16 protein-coding genes and 1 tRNA gene are annotated in these 16162 nt (G+C 61.2%); 16 read left to right on the forward strand and 1 reads right to left on the reverse strand.

Translation table 11 applies throughout. The features are described 5' to 3' along the window. The first annotated feature begins 38 nt into the window (after window positions 1–38). The 4 genes from ilvC (at window position 39) to BG83_RS0102715 (ending at window position 4592) form a co-directional block, all read left to right on the forward strand. Entirely contained in the window at window positions 39–1055 is a 1017-nt protein-coding gene (gene ilvC, locus BG83_RS0102700) for a ketol-acid reductoisomerase (protein WP_004630832.1), read from the forward strand. Window positions 1056–1202: 147 nt separating this feature from the next. Continuing rightward, on the forward strand, window positions 1203–1850 hold the full coding sequence (locus tag BG83_RS0102705) for a phosphatidylserine decarboxylase (protein WP_024975282.1): 648 nt from the start codon (window positions 1203–1205) through the stop codon (window positions 1848–1850). A gap of 13 nt (window positions 1851–1863) precedes the next feature. Next, window positions 1864–2736 carry a CDP-diacylglycerol--serine O-phosphatidyltransferase gene (gene pssA / locus BG83_RS0102710; protein WP_024975283.1) on the forward strand — a complete coding sequence of 291 codons (873 nt, stop codon included), beginning with the start codon at window positions 1864–1866 and terminating at the stop codon, window positions 2734–2736. A gap of 314 nt (window positions 2737–3050) precedes the next feature. After that, window positions 3051–4592 (forward strand): 2-isopropylmalate synthase, encoded by a 1542-nt coding sequence (locus BG83_RS0102715; protein WP_004630827.1) that lies wholly within the window; start codon window positions 3051–3053, stop codon window positions 4590–4592. Window positions 4593–4836: 244 nt separating this feature from the next. On the opposite strand, the gene BG83_RS0102720 is transcribed toward BG83_RS0102715, so the two are convergent. Beyond that, window positions 4837–5304: a hypothetical protein gene (locus BG83_RS0102720; RefSeq protein WP_051541431.1), complete on the reverse strand. Its 468-nt coding sequence runs from the start codon at window positions 5302–5304 to the stop codon at window positions 4837–4839. Window positions 5305–5464: 160 nt separating this feature from the next. Between BG83_RS0102720 and BG83_RS0102725 the strand changes: the two genes are divergently transcribed. From BG83_RS0102725 to BG83_RS0102785, 12 genes are all read left to right on the forward strand, one after another. Beyond that, the gene (locus BG83_RS0102725) at window positions 5465–6724 is read left to right on the forward strand and encodes a branched-chain amino acid ABC transporter substrate-binding protein (RefSeq protein ID WP_037031504.1); all 1260 of its coding nucleotides are present in this window, start codon (window positions 5465–5467) and stop codon (window positions 6722–6724) included. Between the two features lie 163 nt (window positions 6725–6887). Further along, the gene (gene rpsO / locus BG83_RS0102730) at window positions 6888–7157 is read left to right on the forward strand and encodes a 30S ribosomal protein S15 (protein ID WP_012436069.1); all 270 of its coding nucleotides are present in this window, start codon (window positions 6888–6890) and stop codon (window positions 7155–7157) included. A gap of 332 nt (window positions 7158–7489) precedes the next feature. Next, window positions 7490–9658 (forward strand): polyribonucleotide nucleotidyltransferase, encoded by a 2169-nt coding sequence (pnp, locus tag BG83_RS0102740; protein WP_024975286.1) that lies wholly within the window; start codon window positions 7490–7492, stop codon window positions 9656–9658. A gap of 100 nt (window positions 9659–9758) precedes the next feature. Continuing rightward, window positions 9759–10712, forward strand: coding sequence for an HAD family hydrolase (locus BG83_RS0102745; protein ID WP_024975287.1), 954 nt, complete (start codon window positions 9759–9761; stop codon window positions 10710–10712). Between the two features lie 39 nt (window positions 10713–10751). Beyond that, window positions 10752–11756: an NAD(P)H-quinone oxidoreductase gene (locus BG83_RS0102750; protein ID WP_024975288.1), complete on the forward strand. Its 1005-nt coding sequence runs from the start codon at window positions 10752–10754 to the stop codon at window positions 11754–11756. Between the two features lie 79 nt (window positions 11757–11835). Then, window positions 11836–12582, forward strand: coding sequence for a triose-phosphate isomerase (tpiA, locus tag BG83_RS0102755; RefSeq protein ID WP_024975289.1), 747 nt, complete (start codon window positions 11836–11838; stop codon window positions 12580–12582). A 62-nt stretch (window positions 12583–12644) separates the two neighbouring features. Continuing rightward, window positions 12645–13007 (forward strand): preprotein translocase subunit SecG, encoded by a 363-nt coding sequence (gene secG / locus BG83_RS0102760; RefSeq protein ID WP_024975290.1) that lies wholly within the window; start codon window positions 12645–12647, stop codon window positions 13005–13007. 179 nt (window positions 13008–13186) lie between these two features. Then, window positions 13187–13271 (forward strand) — tRNA-Leu (locus tag BG83_RS0102765). A gap of 163 nt (window positions 13272–13434) precedes the next feature. Next, window positions 13435–13794 carry an NADH-quinone oxidoreductase subunit A gene (locus tag BG83_RS0102770; RefSeq protein ID WP_004630810.1) on the forward strand — a complete coding sequence of 120 codons (360 nt, stop codon included), beginning with the start codon at window positions 13435–13437 and terminating at the stop codon, window positions 13792–13794. Between the two features lie 6 nt (window positions 13795–13800). Further along, window positions 13801–14283 (forward strand): NuoB/complex I 20 kDa subunit family protein, encoded by a 483-nt coding sequence (locus BG83_RS0102775; protein ID WP_004630808.1) that lies wholly within the window; start codon window positions 13801–13803, stop codon window positions 14281–14283. A gap of 1 nt (window position 14284) precedes the next feature. Then, window positions 14285–14887, forward strand: coding sequence for an NADH-quinone oxidoreductase subunit C (locus BG83_RS0102780; protein ID WP_024975291.1), 603 nt, complete (start codon window positions 14285–14287; stop codon window positions 14885–14887). Window positions 14888–14900: 13 nt separating this feature from the next. Further along, a complete protein-coding gene (locus BG83_RS0102785) occupies window positions 14901–16154 on the forward strand; it encodes an NADH-quinone oxidoreductase subunit D (RefSeq protein ID WP_024975292.1) in 1254 nt (417 codons plus the stop codon). The last annotated feature ends 8 nt before the right edge of the window (window positions 16155–16162 follow it).

The following is a 16162-nucleotide window of genomic DNA, read 5'->3' on the forward strand; positions in this document are numbered from 1 at the left end:
GCCGGACTCCATCGATATTTGAAAATTAGGACATCACCATGAAAGTGTTTTACGACAAGGACGCCGACCTCTCCCTGATCAAGGGCAAGAACGTCACCATCATCGGCTATGGCTCGCAAGGCCACGCCCATGCCCTGAACCTGAACGACTCGGGCGTGAAGGTGACGGTCGGTCTGCGTAAGAACGGCGCGTCGTGGAACAAGGCCGTCAACGCCGGCCTGCAGGTCAAGGAAGTGGCCGAGGCTGTGAAGGAAGCCGACGTTGTCATGATCCTGCTGCCGGACGAGCAGATCGCCGACGTGTACAAGAACGAAGTGCACGGCAACATCAAGCAGGGCGCTGCACTGGCATTCGCCCACGGCTTCAACGTGCACTACGGTGCCGTGATCCCGCGCGCGGACCTGGACGTCATCATGATCGCACCGAAGGCTCCGGGCCACACCGTGCGTGGCACGTACACGCAAGGTGGCGGCGTGCCGCACCTGATCGCCGTGCACCAAGACAAGTCGGGCGCCGCACGTGATATCGCCCTGTCGTACGCTACCGCCAACGGCGGCGGCCGTGCCGGCATCATCGAAACCAACTTCCGCGAAGAAACCGAAACCGACCTGTTCGGCGAACAGGCTGTGCTGTGCGGCGGTACCGTCGAATTGATCAAGGCTGGTTTCGAGACGCTGGTGGAAGCTGGTTACGCTCCGGAAATGGCGTACTTCGAGTGCCTGCACGAGCTGAAGCTGATCGTCGATCTGATCTATGAAGGCGGCATCGCCAACATGAACTACTCGATCTCGAACAATGCCGAATACGGCGAGTACGTCACTGGCCCGCGCGTCGTGACGGAAGAGACCAAGAAAGCCATGAAGCAATGCCTGAAGGACATTCAGACCGGCGAATACGCCAAGAGCTTCCTGCTGGAGTACAAGGCAGGCCAACCGACGCTGATCTCGCGCCGCCGCCTGACCGAAGAGCACCAGATCGAGCAAGTTGGTGCCAAGCTGCGCGCGATGATGCCCTGGATCGCCAAGAACAAGCTGGTTGACCAGACGAAGAACTGATCGGTTGCATCCTGTGCGAGAAAGCCAGCCTTCGGGCTGGCTTTTTTTTATGCTGATTCCAAGGCGCCAAACATTGTTTCAAGTGCTGGCGCGGCCCCGTGTCGGCTAGAATGCCGCATTTCCTTCAAGACGCTGTCGAGGTCTGATTTGAACAACACGTATCCGCATCCCATCATCGCCCGCGAGGGTTGGCCGTACCTGGGCGGGATTTTCATCGTCACGCTCATCGTGCAGGCCGCCGCCGGCTTCGGCTGGGCTTGGCCGTTCTGGGTGCTGACGCTGTTTGTGCTGCAGTTTTTCCGCGATCCGGCCCGCGCCGTGCCAACGCAAGCCAATGCGATTCTGTCCCCGGCCGATGGTCGCATTGTCGCCGTCGAGCAGGTGCGTGACCCGTATGCCGATCGCGACTCGCTAAAGATCAGCGTGTTCATGAACGTGTTCAACGTGCACTCGAACCGCGCGCCGGTCGATGGCACGGTGCAGCAGGTGCAATACTTCCCTGGCAAATTCGTCAATGCGGACCTGGACAAGGCGTCGCTCGAAAACGAGCGCAACGCCATCGTGCTGCGCCGTGCTGATGGCCAGCTCGTCACTTCGGTGCAGGTGGCTGGATTGATCGCGCGGCGCATCCTCTGCTATACCAAGGCAGGCGAAGCGCTCACGCGTGGCCAACGCTATGGTTTCATCCGCTTTGGCTCCCGCGTTGATGTGTACCTGCCGCTGACGGCACGCCCGCGCGTGACCATCGGCGAAAAAGTGTCCGCCACGCTCACGGTGCTTGCTGAGCTGGACTGATTCGGAGGCCGCCATGCCCGCGTTCAACCGACGCAAGAAGCGTTTTACCGCCGGCAACGTGACGCACTTGCGTCCGCTGCGGCACAACCAGCCGCGTTCGGATGACGACGATCTTGAGATCGTGCGTCCGCGCCGTCGCGGCATCTATCTGTTGCCCAACGCGTTCACGACCGCAGCGCTGTTCGCCGGCTTCTTCGCCATCGTGCAGGCGATGAACCTGAACTTTGAGACGGCTGCGATCGCCATCTTCGCGGCGATGGTGCTCGATGGCATGGATGGCCGAGTCGCCCGCATCACCAATACGCAAAGCGCGTTCGGCGAGCAATACGATTCGCTATCGGACATGGTGTCGTTCGGCGTTGCGCCGGCATTGGTCATGTACGAATGGATCCTGCGCGATCTGGGCAAGTGGGGCTGGCTTGCGGCGTTCGTGTATTGCGCTGGCGCCGCACTGCGCCTCGCGCGTTTTAATACCAACATCGGGTCGGTCGACAAGCGCTTCTTCCAAGGCATGCCGAGCCCGGCAGCCGCAGCGCTCATCGCGGGCTTTGTCTGGCTGGCGATCGACAACAAGCTGCCGGTCAAAGAGCTGTGGATGCCGTGGGTGGCCTTCGGGCTGACGCTGTATGCAGGGCTGTCGATGGTGTCGAACGCGCCGTTCTACAGCGGCAAGGCGCTCGACGTTCGTCACCGCGTGCCATTTGGCGTGATGGTGCTCGTGCTGGTGTTGTTCGTGGTGATATCGAGCGATCCGCCGGTTGCGTTGTTCGGCCTCTTTGTTGGTTACGCTGTATCGGGCTACTTGCTGTGGGGCTGGCGTGCGCTGCACGGGCAACAGGGGAGTCCGCGCTTGCCCAAACAAGCGTCGGGCGATGCGCATGAGTGACCGATGCGCTGCACCAATGTGCGCTTGCGCCGATTTTTGAATTCGTCTATAGTCGATCGCATGCTTTCGCGCCCGATTTCCATTCTGATTACGCTAGTCTCGATTGGTGGCCTACTAGGTCGTCAGGTCGGGACACGCGCATAGGAAATCGCAAGACAAGGCAAGCAGAAACCGCCAAGTTTTCGCGAACCAGGATTCACAGCGCCCCGGCCTGCAACCATGCACGCCGGGGCGTTTTGCATTCTGCGCCGCAAAAACCATTCGAGACACCCACTAAGACCGACGCCAAAAACGTCACCCCACCAGGAGCCGCCATGAGCGACAAACTCATTATTTTCGATACCACCTTGCGCGACGGCGAGCAGTCCCCTGGGGCGTCGATGACCAAGGAAGAGAAGATCCGCATCGCCAAGCAGCTTGAGCGGCTCAAGGTGGACGTGATCGAAGCCGGCTTCGCGGCCAGCTCCAACGGTGACTTCGAGGCGATCCGCGCGATTGCCCAGTCGGTCAAGGATTCGCGCATTTGCTCGCTGGCCCGTGCGAATGACCGCGATATTTCCCGCGCCGCTGAGGCGCTCAAGCCGGCCGGCCAGTTTCGTATCCACACGTTCATCGCTACATCGGCGTTGCACATGGAGAAGAAGCTGCGCATGTCGCCGGATCAGGTGTACGAGCAGGCGCGCCTGGCGGTGCGCTTCGCGCGCCAGTTCACCGACGACATCGAGTTCTCGCCGGAAGATGGCAGCCGCTCCGACATGGATTTTCTGTGCCGCGTACTGGAAGGCGTGATCGCCGAGGGCGCGACCACCATCAACCTGCCGGATACGGTGGGCTACGCGGTGCCGGAAGGTTATGCCGCGCTGATCCGCTCGGTGCGCGAGCGCATCCCGAATTCCGACAAGGCGGTTTGGTCGGTGCATTGCCATAACGACCTTGGAATGGCGGTCGCGAACTCGTTGGCCGCTGTCAAACTGGGCGGCGCACGCCAGATCGAATGCACGATCAACGGCCTGGGCGAGCGTGCCGGCAATACCAGCCTCGAAGAGGTGGTGATGGCCGTGAAGACGCGTCGCGACTACTTCAATCTCGACGTTGGTGTCGATACCACGCAGATCGTGCCGGCATCCAAGCTGGTTTCGCAGATCACCGGTTTTGTCGTCCAGCCGAACAAGGCTGTCGTGGGCGCCAACGCGTTCGCGCACGCTTCGGGCATCCACCAGGATGGGGTGCTCAAGGCGCGCGACACATACGAAATCATGCGTGCCGAAGACGTGGGCTGGACAGCCAACAAGATTGTCCTGGGCAAACTCTCGGGCCGCAATGCGTTCAAACAGCGCCTGCAGGAACTGGGCATTGAGCTCGACTCAGAAGCCGAACTGAACGCAGCCTTCACCCGCTTCAAGGAGCTGGCTGATCAAAAGGCCGAGATCTTTGATGAGGACATCGTCGCCATCGTTTCGAACGAAGCACAGCACAGCGAGGGCGAGCATTTCCGGTTCGTGTCGCTGGCCCAACGTTCGGAAACTGGTGAGCGTCCACACGCGCGCATCGTCTTCGTTGCAGACGGCAAGGAAGTGACGGGCGAAGCGGAGGGCAATGGCCCGGTTGACGCGACGCTCAATGCGATTGAGAGCAAGGTCGCCAGTGGCGCCGAGCAGCTGCTGTATTCGGTTAACGCCATCACGACAGGCACTCAGGCGCAGGGCGAAGTGACGGTGCGGCTGTCCAAGTCGGGCCGCATCGTCAACGGTGTGGGTACCGATCCGGACATCGTTGCGGCTTCGGCCAAGGCTTACCTTGCCGCACTGAACAAGCTGCAGGACAAGAGCAGCGAAAAACTCAACCCGCAGATCTGATCGCGGGTTTTACCAACACACGCAGGAGTCAGCCCAGACCCCAACACGATCACCACTGAGCGCGCACCCGGTTATCCACCGGAACGCGAAGCGGGTGCGGCGGCACTGGACACGTCAGGAGCGTGCGCCATGCCAGCCGTCTTTGAGAGCGATGTCTGTGCGATCCACGACATGGCCGACCCGAATGTCCACGCCAGGCGATGCGCCCCGCGTGGATGTTGCCGTTCTGGCGTTTAGCGCTGGCTTACCGACTGGAATCGTGATCGTGGTCGTACATCGGGTCTGGGCTGACCTGCGTGAGGCGCACGATGCCGTCGCGATCGAAATAGAAGTTCATCAGCGATGGCCACACGCCCTCGTGCCTAAAGCGATACGACCACACCTGCCGATCCATCAGCCGGAAATAGGCGGTCTCTTCGGGCTTGCCGAACGTCTGCAGCACGTCAGCTCGCGTCGCTGTGCCGACGCGGATCTGCGCAAAATCCATTGTGGTCAGAATCTGCCGGAATGAGACAAGCTTGCCGCTCGCATCGAAATCAGCGGCATATGTGAATTGCCCATAGGGCTGCGTTGGATATAGCCAGCGCGTGCCGCCATTCGCACGCGGATACCTCTCGGGCGGTTTGCCAAAGCGGGCTTCCACGGCAGAAGCAGGTTGGCCGACCAGTGCTTCGCCCGTTTGTATGGGCGCCAGCACGGTACACGCGCACATTGATGTCAGCGCTACAGCGAGCAGCGCCGCGCTCCGCCATATTGATCGAATGCTCACAATGATTCTCCCGGGGCTTTCAGTGTAGGAGCCCGTGCGAGTGGTGCTGGCTTGTGCCGACATGCAACGGCGCTTTACCATCCGCGCTTCACGGAGATTTGCCATGGTGTTTCGTTGGTTTGTGGCCGCGCTGGCGGCTGTAGGGTTGTGTGGCGCGGCAACTGCCCAGCCTGAAGCAGCGCCAATCCGGCTGGCGCTGATTGAAGGGCTGTCTGGCCCGTTTGCCAATGCTGGCGAGGCGGTGGATCGCAATCTGCGCATGGCCATTGAGAACGTCAATGCACGCGGCGGTGTGAAGCTGCCCGATGGCCGTCATCCGCTTGCGCTCGTGCGCTTCGATAGTAAAAACACCGTCGACGAATCGTTGCTGCAATTGCAAGCCGCTACGGACGGGGGTATCCGTTTCGTTCTGCAGGGCAATAGTTCGGCGGCTGCGGCTGCGTTGTCGACGTCGATTTCGCGCCACAACGACCGTCATCCGGACGCGCGCGTGCTGTTCCTGAACTACGCCGCCGTCGATCCGGCGCTGACCAACGAGGCATGCAGCTTCTGGCATTTCCGCTTCGACGCGTCGGCAGATATGCGCATGCACGCGCTGACGGAAGTGATTCGCGCGGACAAGGCGATCAAAAGGGTCTATCTGATTGGGCAGGACTACACGTTCGGTCGCCAGGTGGCGCAATCGGCGCGTCAGCAGTTGGGTGAGAAGCGGCCGGACATAGCGATCGTGGGCGAGGTTCTGCACCCGATCGGCAAGGTGAAGGACTTTGCGCCGTATGTGGCGCGCATTGCCGCGTCGGGTGCGGATACGGTCATCACCGGCAACTGGGGCAACGATCTGACGCTGCTCGTCAAGGCCGCACGAGATGCCGGGCTCAAGGCGCGCTTCTTTACGTTTTATGGCAACTCGCTCGGCGCACCAGGCGCGATGGGCGAAGCCGGCGTCGGTCGCGTGGTGGCCGTGGCAGAGTGGCACCCGAACCTGGGTGGCGCCAAGTCCGATGCGTTCTATAGGGCCTTCCGTGCCCGCTATCCGGCACCCGCCGACGACTACCCACTGCTGCGCGACCAGATGATGATCGACATGCTGGCCGCTGCCATCGAGCGGGCCGGTACCACGGAGGCCACCGCCGTGGCACGTGCGCTGGAAGGCGCATCGCTGGACAACGGCTTCCACCGCGTCACCTTGCGAGCGGACGATCATCAGGCCATACAGCCGCTTATCGTCACGCAGATGGAGCGGGCGGGTACGCTTGGTGCGCCCTTCGATATCGAGGGCTCCGGCTACGGTTTTCGTACGCTCAAAGTGATTCCTGCTTCGCAAACCGCTTTGCCGACAACTTGCAAAATGGTGCGCCACTGAGCGGGATGACACAGAACTGTCGTCAGGGCGGGGTTCTGGGCTATAATCGCGGTCTTGCTGTCCAGACCGGTTTTGGATCGGGTGGGTAGCAAGATCATTGTTCAACACGGCACCAACGGCGGCTATTCAGGCGCTGCAGTGTCCGCAAGTCAAAGGAATCAAAATGTCCGTCGCTGACATCAAGAAGCAAGACATCGTCAAAGATAACGGCCGCAGCGCCAACGACACGGGTAGCCCGGAAGTGCAGGTTGCACTGCTGACTGCCCGCATCAACGAACTGCAGCCGCACTTCAAGGCGCACATGAAGGATCACCACAGCCGTCGCGGCCTGCTCCGCATGGTGAGCCGTCGTCGCCGTCTGCTGGACTACCTCAAGAGCAAGGACGCTGACCGTTACACCGCGCTGGTTGCAAAGCTGGGTCTGCGTAAGTAATGGTGGGTATCACGCACTGCGCGTGATGAAAAGTGCCTGCGTCAGCGTGCTGATGCAGGCATTTTGTTTTTGGCGGCCGCGTTTGTGGCCGCGCCGGGCAACCGGTGAGTGATGGCAGCCGGCCGATTCAATCGATGAGGCGGCTGCCATGGACCGGAGGCGGCAGGAAGCAGGGCCTTGTGTCATTCCAGCGCGGCGTTGGTGCCAGCGCGGCGCTGGAATGGCATAAAACACACCTCTGCAACCGCACCGTCTTCCGGAACGTGTTTGTCGCGGCGTAATGGAAATCGACTTTGAATCGTCGGTGCCGCGAATACCGAACAGGAGAAAACATGTTCAACAAGATCGTCAAAGAATTCCAGTGGGGCGGCCATAAGGTCCGCATGGAAACGGGTGAGATCGCCCGCCAGGCGAGCGGCGCTGTGCTGCTCGACATGGACGACACCGTCGTGCTCGCTACCGTGGTGGGCGCCAAGAACCCGAAGCCGGGTCAGGACTTCTTCCCGCTGACCGTCGATTACCTCGAGAAGACCTACGCTGCGGGCAAGATTCCCGGTGGCTTCTTCAAGCGTGAAGGCCGTCCGTCGGAAAACGAAACGCTGACCTCGCGCCTGATCGATCGTCCGCTGCGTCCGCTGTTCCCGGAAGGCTTCTACAACGAAGTCCAGGTCGTCATCCACGTGCTGTCGATCAACCCGGAAGTGCCGGCCGACATCCCGGCGCTGGTCGCTGCTTCGGCTGCGCTGGCTGTGTCGGGTCTGCCGTTCAACGGCCCGGTGGGCGCTGCCCGCGTGGGTTACAAGGATGGCCAGTACCTGCTGAACCCAAACCGTGCGCAACTCGCGCATTCCGATCTGGACCTGGTTGTGGCCGGTACCGAGCGTGCCGTGCTGATGGTCGAATCCGAAGCGCAGCAGTTGTCGGAAGAAGTGATGCTGGGCGCCGTGGTGTATGGCCACGAGCAAATGCAGATCGCCATCAACGCGATCCACGAACTGGTGCGCGACGGCGGCAAGCCTGAGTGGGATTGGCAAGCGGCTCCGAAGAACGAAGCGCTGGTCGCCAAGGTGTCCGAACTCGGCCTGGCTGATCTGCAAGCTGCATACCAATTGCGCCAGAAGTCGGCCCGCAGCCAGAAGCTGAAGGAAGTCTACAAGTCGGTTGCCGCCAAGCTGGCCGAGGCCGGTGTGGAAGCCGACGGCGTGGAAGTCGACAACATCCTGTTTGAGCTGGAATCGAAGATCGTGCGCGGTCAGATCCTGAGCGGCGAACCGCGTATCGACGGCCGCGACACCCGCACGGTGCGCCCGATCGAGATCCGCTCGTCGGTGCTGCCGCGTGCGCACGGCTCGGCCCTGTTCACGCGTGGTGAAACGCAAGCGCTGGTGGTGGCCACCCTGGGCACCAAGAGCGACGAGCAGATCATCGACGCGCTGCAAGGCGAGTACCGTGACCGCTTCATGCTTCACTACAACATGCCGCCGTTCGCCACGGGCGAAACCGGCCGCGTGGGAAGCCCGAAGCGCCGCGAAGTCGGCCACGGCCGTCTGGCCAAGCGCGCGCTGATCCCGGTGCTGCCGAAGGACGATGAATTCGCTTACACGATCCGTCTGGTGTCCGAAATCACTGAGTCGAACGGTTCGTCGTCGATGGCTTCGGTGTGCGGCGGCTCGCTGTCGCTGATGGACGCTGGCGTGCCCATCAAGGCGCACGTGGCCGGCGTGGCCATGGGCCTGATCCTGGAAGGCAACAAGTTCGCAGTGCTGACCGACATCCTCGGTGACGAAGATCACCTGGGCGATATGGACTTCAAGGTCGCTGGTACCGACGCTGGTATTACCGCACTGCAGATGGACATCAAGGTGCAGGGCATCACCAAGGAAATCATGCAGGTGGCACTGGCACAAGCCAAGGAAGGCCGTCTGCACATCCTGGGCAAGATGCAGGCAGCCATGGGCGGCGCACGCACGGAGCTGTCGGAGCACGCTCCGCGCATGATCACGGTCAAGATCAATCCGGAGAAGATCCGCGACGTGATCGGCAAGGGCGGTTCGACCATCCAGGCGCTGACCAAGGAAACCGGCTGCACGATCGACATCCAGGAAGACGGCACGATCACCATCGCGTCGACGTCGTCGGAAGGCATGGCAGAAGCCAAGCGCCGCATCGAAGGCATCACAGCAGAAGCCGAAGTGGGCAAGATCTATAACGGCACCGTGCTGAAGCTGCTGGATTTCGGCGCAATCGTAAACATCCTGCCGGGCAAGGATGGTCTGCTGCACATCTCGGAAATCGCCAATGAGCGCGTGAACCAGGTTTCCGACTATGTGAAGGAAGGCCAGGCTGTGCGCGTGAAGCTGCTGAGCACCGACGAGAAGGGCCGCATGCGTCTGTCGATCAAGGCTGCCAAGGCTGAAGAAGGCGACGTACCGGCCGCTGCACCGCAAGCACCGGGTGCTGACGACGCTGCCTCGCAACAACAGCAGCAACAGCAGCAGTAAGCGGGCAGTTTCCGCTAAGAAAAACGGCTGGACGATGTCCAGCCGTTTTTTTGTTTACACTGCGTCGCGAGTTCCTCCCGTTGCCCCTTCGCGCCCCATCATGAGTCGCCTGTTCGAGCAAAATCGCATCGCCATCGTCTGGGATTTCGACAAGACGCTGATCCCGCGCTACATGCAAGTGCCGCTGTTCGATCGCTTCAATATCGCCGAGCAGGGTTTTTGGGACGAGGTGGCCGCAGGCTCGCGCGAAATCGAATCGCGCGGCCAGAAGGTCAACCACGAAACGTTCTACCTCAACGTGCTGCTGCGCCATGTGCGCGACGGCCGCATGGGTGGCCTCGACAATGCCACGCTCCGTGAACTGGGCGCCGAACTCGAATTCTTCCCCGGCGTGACCGATTTCTTCGAGCGCAGCAAAGCGTGGGTGCGCGACAACGCAACCTACCAAGCGTTCGACATCAAGCTTGAGCACTACATCGTCAGCACGGGCCTGACGGAGATGATCAAGGGCTCGCCCATCGCCCCATACATCGACGGCGTGTGGGGCTGTGAATTCCTTGAGGCGCCCGACGCCAACGCTGATGGCAGGCAGGTCGTCTCGGAAATCATCTACGCCATCGACAACACCACCAAGACGCGCGCACTGTTTGAGATCAACAAGGGCGTCAACAAGCACCCGGAAGCGGTGAGTGTGAACTCGTCGATTGCCGAGGACGAGCGCCGCGTGCCGTTCGCCAACATGATCTATGTGGCTGATGGGCCGAGCGATATTCCGGCGTTTTCGGTCGCGCGCAAGGGCGGTGGTCGCACCTATGCTGTCTACAACCCAGAGAGTCCGCGCTCGTTCGAGCAGGCCGACAACTTGCGTGCCGATGATCGCGTCGACATGCTCGGCCCGGCCGACTATCGCGCCGGCTCGCCGACGGAGATGTGGCTCAAGTTGCATATCGGCAAGATCGCCGACGGCATCGTTCACGGCAAACAAGAAATCATGCGCGAAACCACGCGCGGCATTCCGCAGCACTTTGTCGAACCGAAGCGTAGCGTCTCGTAACTCACGCGCAGCGTCGTAACCCTCATCGATCCGATTCCCATGAAAGCGATTGAAATCACCCAATACGGTGGCCCCGAAGTCTTGAAGCTGGGCGAGCGCCCGATGCCGGAGGCCAAGGCCGGCGAGGTACTGATCCGCGTGCGTGCAGCGGGCGTGAACCGGCCTGATGTGTTCCAGCGGACGGGCAACTATCCAGTGCCGCCCGGCGCCTCCGATATTCCGGGGCTTGAAGTTGCTGGCGAGATCGTCAGTGGCGATCTGGCGCACGCCGACAATCGCTACGGCCTGAAGGTGGGTGATCGCGTCTGCGCGCTGGTACAAGGCGGCGGCTATGCGGAGTTCTGCACAGCGCCGCTGGGCCAAGTGCTGCCCGTGCCGGCCGGCTTGTCCGATATCGAAGCCGCTGCATTGCCGGAGAACTATTTCACCGTGTGGTCGAACGTGTTCGACCGCGGCTTGCTGGGGCAGGGCGCACACGGCGCCGATGAAACGCTGCTCGTGCAGGGGGGCTCCAGCGGGATCGGCACGACGGCGATTCAGATCGCGTCTGCGTTGGGTCACCGCGTGTTCGCCACTGCGGGTAGCGCCGACAAGTGCGAGGCCTGCGTCGAACTCGGCGCCACGCGCGCCATCAACTACAAGACCGAAGATTTCGTCGAAATCGTCAAGACCGAGACAGGACGCGGCGCCGACGTGGTGCTCGACATGGTCGGCGGCAGCTATGTCGCGCGCGAAATTGCCTGCACCGCCGATGACGGCCGCATCGTATTGATCGCGTTGCTGGGCGGCGCCAAGGCCGAGGTGCCACTGGGCGACATCCTGCGCCGGCGCATTACGCTGACGGGCTCGACGCTGCGTCCGCGTCCGGTTGCATTCAAGGCGGCCATCGCGGCCAATCTGTATAAGACGGTCTGGCCGTTGCTCGTGTCCGGGCGCATCAAGCCGGTCGTGCATGAGGTCTTACTGGCCGCACAGGCGGCCCAGGCGCATACCTTGATGGAATCGAGTGCTCACATCGGCAAGATTATGTTGGTTTGGGATTGACTCTAAGACGTCAAAATTGACCCCGTTTTTGCCGCCGCGGTAGAATGCCGGGTTTATTTGACAGTCGACCGGGCAAAACGTGAACGCAAGACCGAAGCTGGTGGTGGGCAACTGGAAGTTGCATGGCACCCTGAGCGCGAACGCCGCACTGCTTGAACAGATCAAAGCGGCCGGCAAAACCAACGCTACGCTGGCCGTATGTGCGCCATTCCCGTACCTGGCGCAGTGTCAGTCGCTGCTCGCCGGTTCTGCGGTGGGCTGGGGCGCACAGGACGTGTCGGCTGAAACGCGAGGCGCGTTCACCGGCGAAGTGGCGGCGTCGATGCTGTCGGAATTTGGCTGTGGCTATGTGATTGTCGGTCATTCCGAGCGTCGCTCGTACCACGGCGAAACCGACGCGCAAGTGGCGACCAAGGCGCTGCGTGCACTGGAACATGGCATCACCCCGATCGTCTGTGTGGGCGAAACGCTCGCGCAGCGCGAAGCTGGTGAGACCGAGCAGGTGGTAGCCCGCCAACTGGATGCGGTGCTGGAAGCGCTGTCGGTCGAGCAACTGGGTCGTATCGTCGTGGCGTACGAACCGGTTTGGGCAATCGGCACGGGCAAGACTGCCACCAGCGAGCAGGCGCAGGCTGTGCACGCGTTCCTGCGCGCACGTGTTGCTGCCCGCGACGCTGGCGTGGCGCAGCGCTTGGCGATTCTGTACGGCGGCAGCGTCAAGCCGGACAATGCGGGCGAGTTGTTTGCAATGGCGGACATCGATGGCGGCCTGATCGGCGGTGCATCGCTGAAGGCAGAAGATTTCCTGGCGATCGGTCGCGCATAAGCGATCGATCGAGTCGCCATGTCACACATGTGCGACTGCAACATATTACTGAGAGAAGCGAAATGGCAATTCTGAAAACTCTGCTGCTGGTTGCGCAAATTCTGAGCGCGCTGGGCGTGATCGGCCTAGTGCTGTTGCAGCACGGCAAGGGTGCGGACGTTGGGGCGGCGTTTGGGTCCGGCGCGTCGGGCAGCTTGTTTGGCGCCACCGGCTCGGCCAACTTTCTGTCGCGTACGACGGCCGTGCTGGCAACCGTGTTCTTCATTGCCACGCTGGCGCTGACGCTGATCGGCACCAACAAGGGCAGCGTGTCGGCAGGTGTGATGGGTTCGGTTGCGCCTGTTACGTCTACGGCATCGGCACCCGTGGCCTCGGCTCCTGCTGTTGCTCCGGGCGCAGCTTCCGCGCCCGCTGTGCCAAAGTAATTTGATGTAACGATCGCGGCGTACCGATGGGGTTTTCCGGCGCGCTGCGAGGCATAAGATTTTTGTTTGTGCATTGAACAAAAGCTTTGCTTTGCGGTAGAATGCAAGGCTTGAAACAAAGCGGGAAACGGCAAGGGCGTTAAGTCTCAACCGGGTTCCTGATAGAGTTTCTTCCCCCAGCCGACGTGGTGAAATTGGTAGACACGCTATCTTGAGGGGGTAGTGGCGAAAGCTGTGCGAGTTCGAGTCTCGCCGTCGGCACCAATCAAATTCGGGGTCTGTTCAACGGGATGTTCCGCGCAGGCCCCTCCGCAAGACGACGCGTAGTCGAGGCGTCGTAAGGCTGCGGACCCGGCGCCTTCGATGGGGCGACAAGGCGCCGCCTGCGGGCAGTGCTGTTGCAACCATTCAAAAAGGCGGGCCTCCCTTGAACCTCGAAGCCTATTTCCCCGTACTGTTGTTCATCGTTGTCGGCGTTGGCCTTGGGCTTGCTCTGATGACCATCGGCCGAGTCCTCGGTCCGAACAATCCCGATCCTGACAAGCTCTCGCCGTACGAGTGCGGCTTCGAAGCATTCGAAGACGCGCGCATGAAGTTCGACGTGCGCTATTACCTCATCGCCATCCTGTTCATCCTGTTCGATCTGGAGACTGCGTTCCTGTTCCCCTGGGGCGTGGCACTGCGTGAGATCGGTTGGCCGGGGTTCTTCGCGATGGGCGTGTTTCTTCTCGAGTTTCTCGTGGGCTTCGTCTACATCTGGAAAAAAGGCGCGCTCGATTGGGAGTGATGTGAAATGGCGATCGAAGGCGTACTCAATGAAGGCTTTGTCACGACTACCGCTGACAAGCTGATCAACTGGACCCGTACTGGGTCACTCTGGCCGATGACGTTCGGCTTGGCCTGCTGTGCTGTCGAAATGATGCACGCTGGCGCATCGCGTTATGACCTGGACCGTTTCGGCGTGGTGTTTCGCCCGTCGCCGCGTCAGTCTGACGTGATGATCGTGGCCGGCACGCTGTGCAACAAGATGGCGCCCGCGCTGCGCAAGGTGTACGACCAGATGGCCGAGCCTCGCTGGGTCATCTCGATGGGTTCGTGCGCGAACGGCGGCGGTTACTACCACTACTCGTATTCTGTCGTGCGCGGCTGCGATCGCATCGTGCCGGTCGACGTATACGTGCCGGGCTGTCCGCCGACGGCAGAAGCACTGATCTACGGCATCATCCAGCTGCAGGCCAAGATCCGTCGCACCAACACCATCGCGCGCAAGGCCTGACATGACCGACAAGCTTGCCATTCTGAAGGCCGCGCTGGAAAAGGCGCTGGGCGATCGCGTTCAAAGCCTGACCGAGTCCGTTGGAGAACTCACCCTCGTGGTGAAGGCTGACGATTACCACGACGTTATGCGCACGCTGCGCGACGACGCTTCGCTCAAATTTGAGCAACTGATGGATCTGTGCGGCGTCGATTATGCCGACTACGGCGACGGTGCCTGGAACGGTCCGCGTTTTGCAGCTGTGTCGCAACTACTGTCGATCACGCACAACTGGCGCGTTCGCGTACGCGTGTTCGCGCCGGACGACGACCTGCCGGTGGTGTCATCTGTGACTACGATCTGGAGTTCCGCTGACTGGTTCGAGCGCGAAGCGTTCGACCTGTACGGTCTGGTATTCGAGGGCCACCCGGATCTGCGCCGCATCCTGACTGACTACGGCTTCATCGGTCACCCGTTCCGCAAAGACTTCCCCGTGTCGGGTTACGTTGAAATGCGCTACGACCCGGTGCAGCGCCGCGTGGTCTACCAGCCGGTAACCATCGAGCCGCGCGAGATTACGCCGCGTGTGATCCGCGAGAATCAATACGGTGGTCTGAAGCACTGAAGGGCGCCCGATCATGGCAGATATCAAGAACTACACCCTGAACTTCGGTCCGCAACACCCGGCCGCACACGGCGTGCTGCGCCTAGTGCTTGAGCTGGACGGCGAAGTCATTCAACGTGCCGACCCGCACATCGGTCTGCTGCACCGCGCGACTGAAAAGCTCGCCGAGCAGAAGACCTGGATTCAGAGCGTGCCGTACATGGATCGCCTCGACTACGTGTCGATGATGGTCAACGAGCACGCCTACGTGATGGCAATCGAGCGCCTGCTAGGCCTCGAAGTACCGCTGCGTGCGCAGTACATCCGCGTCATGTTCGACGAGATCACGCGGATCATGAACCACCTGATGTGGATTGGTTCGCACGCGCTGGACGTGGGCGCCATGGCGGTGTTCCTGTACGCCTTCCGCGAGCGTGAAGACCTGTTCGATATGTATGAGGCGGTTTCGGGCGCGCGCATGCACGCTGCCTACTACCGTCCGGGCGGTGTCTATCGCGATCTGCCCGACACGATGCCGCAATACAAGGCATCCAAGGTGCGCAACGAGAAAGCCCTGGCGGCCCTGAACGAAACGCGTTCGGGTTCGCTGCTGGACTTCATTGAAGACTTCACCAACCGCTTCCCGAAGTATGTTGACGAGTACGAAACGCTGCTGACCGATAACCGGATTTGGAAGCAACGTCTGGTTGGTATCGGCGTGGTGAGCCCGGAGCGTGCGCTTAACAAAGGTTTCTCCGGTGCAATGTTGCGTGGTTCAGGCATCGAATGGGATGTGCGCAAGAAGCAGCCGTACGAAGTGTACGACCGCGTCGATTTCGACATCCCGGTTGGCGTGAACGGCGATTGCTACGACCGTTATCTGGTGCGCGTGGAAGAAATGCGCCAGAGCAATCGCATCATTCGTCAGTGCATCGAGTGGCTGCGCAAAAACCCCGGTCCGGTGATCACCGATAACCACAAGGTGGCGCCGCCGTCGCGCGTGGACATGAAGACCAACATGGAGGAGCTGATTCACCACTTCAAGCTCTTCACGGAAGGTATGCACGTGCCCGAAGGTGAGGCATACGCCGCCGTTGAGCACCCGAAAGGTGAGTTCGGCATCTATGCAATCTCCGACGGCGCCAACAAGCCGTACCGTCTGAAGATCCGCGCACCGGGCTTCGTTCATCTGGCCGCGCTCGACGAAATGGCGAAGGGTCACATGATTGCCGACGCGGTGACGATCATCGGTACGCAAGACATCGTGTTTGGCGAGATCGATCGCTGAACCAGCAG

Origin of the sequence: Ralstonia pickettii, assembly GCF_000607165.1 — a bacterium.
In the GTDB taxonomy this organism is placed as follows: Bacteria; Pseudomonadota; Gammaproteobacteria; order Burkholderiales; family Burkholderiaceae; genus Ralstonia; species Ralstonia holmesii.

Excerpts from the sequence above, each read along its gene's own strand:
- BG83_RS0102725 (WP_037031504.1), top strand. The coding sequence starts at position 5,465 with ATGGTGTTTCGTTGGTTTGTGGCCGCGCTGGCGGCTGTAGGGTTGTGT.
- pnp (WP_024975286.1), top strand. The coding sequence starts at position 7,490 with ATGTTCAACAAGATCGTCAAAGAATTCCAGTGGGGCGGCCATAAGGTC.
- ilvC (WP_004630832.1), top strand. The coding sequence starts at position 39 with ATGAAAGTGTTTTACGACAAGGACGCCGACCTCTCCCTGATCAAGGGC.
- BG83_RS0102720 (WP_051541431.1), bottom strand. The coding sequence starts at position 5,304 with ATGTGCGCGTGTACCGTGCTGGCGCCCATACAAACGGGCGAAGCACTG.
- BG83_RS0102715 (WP_004630827.1), top strand. The coding sequence starts at position 3,051 with ATGAGCGACAAACTCATTATTTTCGATACCACCTTGCGCGACGGCGAG.
- BG83_RS0102750 (WP_024975288.1), top strand. The coding sequence starts at position 10,752 with ATGAAAGCGATTGAAATCACCCAATACGGTGGCCCCGAAGTCTTGAAG.
- pssA (WP_024975283.1), top strand. The coding sequence starts at position 1,864 with ATGCCCGCGTTCAACCGACGCAAGAAGCGTTTTACCGCCGGCAACGTG.
- secG (WP_024975290.1), top strand. The coding sequence starts at position 12,645 with ATGGCAATTCTGAAAACTCTGCTGCTGGTTGCGCAAATTCTGAGCGCG.
- BG83_RS0102745 (WP_024975287.1), top strand. The coding sequence starts at position 9,759 with ATGAGTCGCCTGTTCGAGCAAAATCGCATCGCCATCGTCTGGGATTTC.
- BG83_RS0102775 (WP_004630808.1), top strand. The coding sequence starts at position 13,801 with ATGGCGATCGAAGGCGTACTCAATGAAGGCTTTGTCACGACTACCGCT.
- rpsO (WP_012436069.1), top strand. The coding sequence starts at position 6,888 with ATGTCCGTCGCTGACATCAAGAAGCAAGACATCGTCAAAGATAACGGC.
- BG83_RS0102780 (WP_024975291.1), top strand. The coding sequence starts at position 14,285 with ATGACCGACAAGCTTGCCATTCTGAAGGCCGCGCTGGAAAAGGCGCTG.
- BG83_RS0102785 (WP_024975292.1), top strand. The coding sequence starts at position 14,901 with ATGGCAGATATCAAGAACTACACCCTGAACTTCGGTCCGCAACACCCG.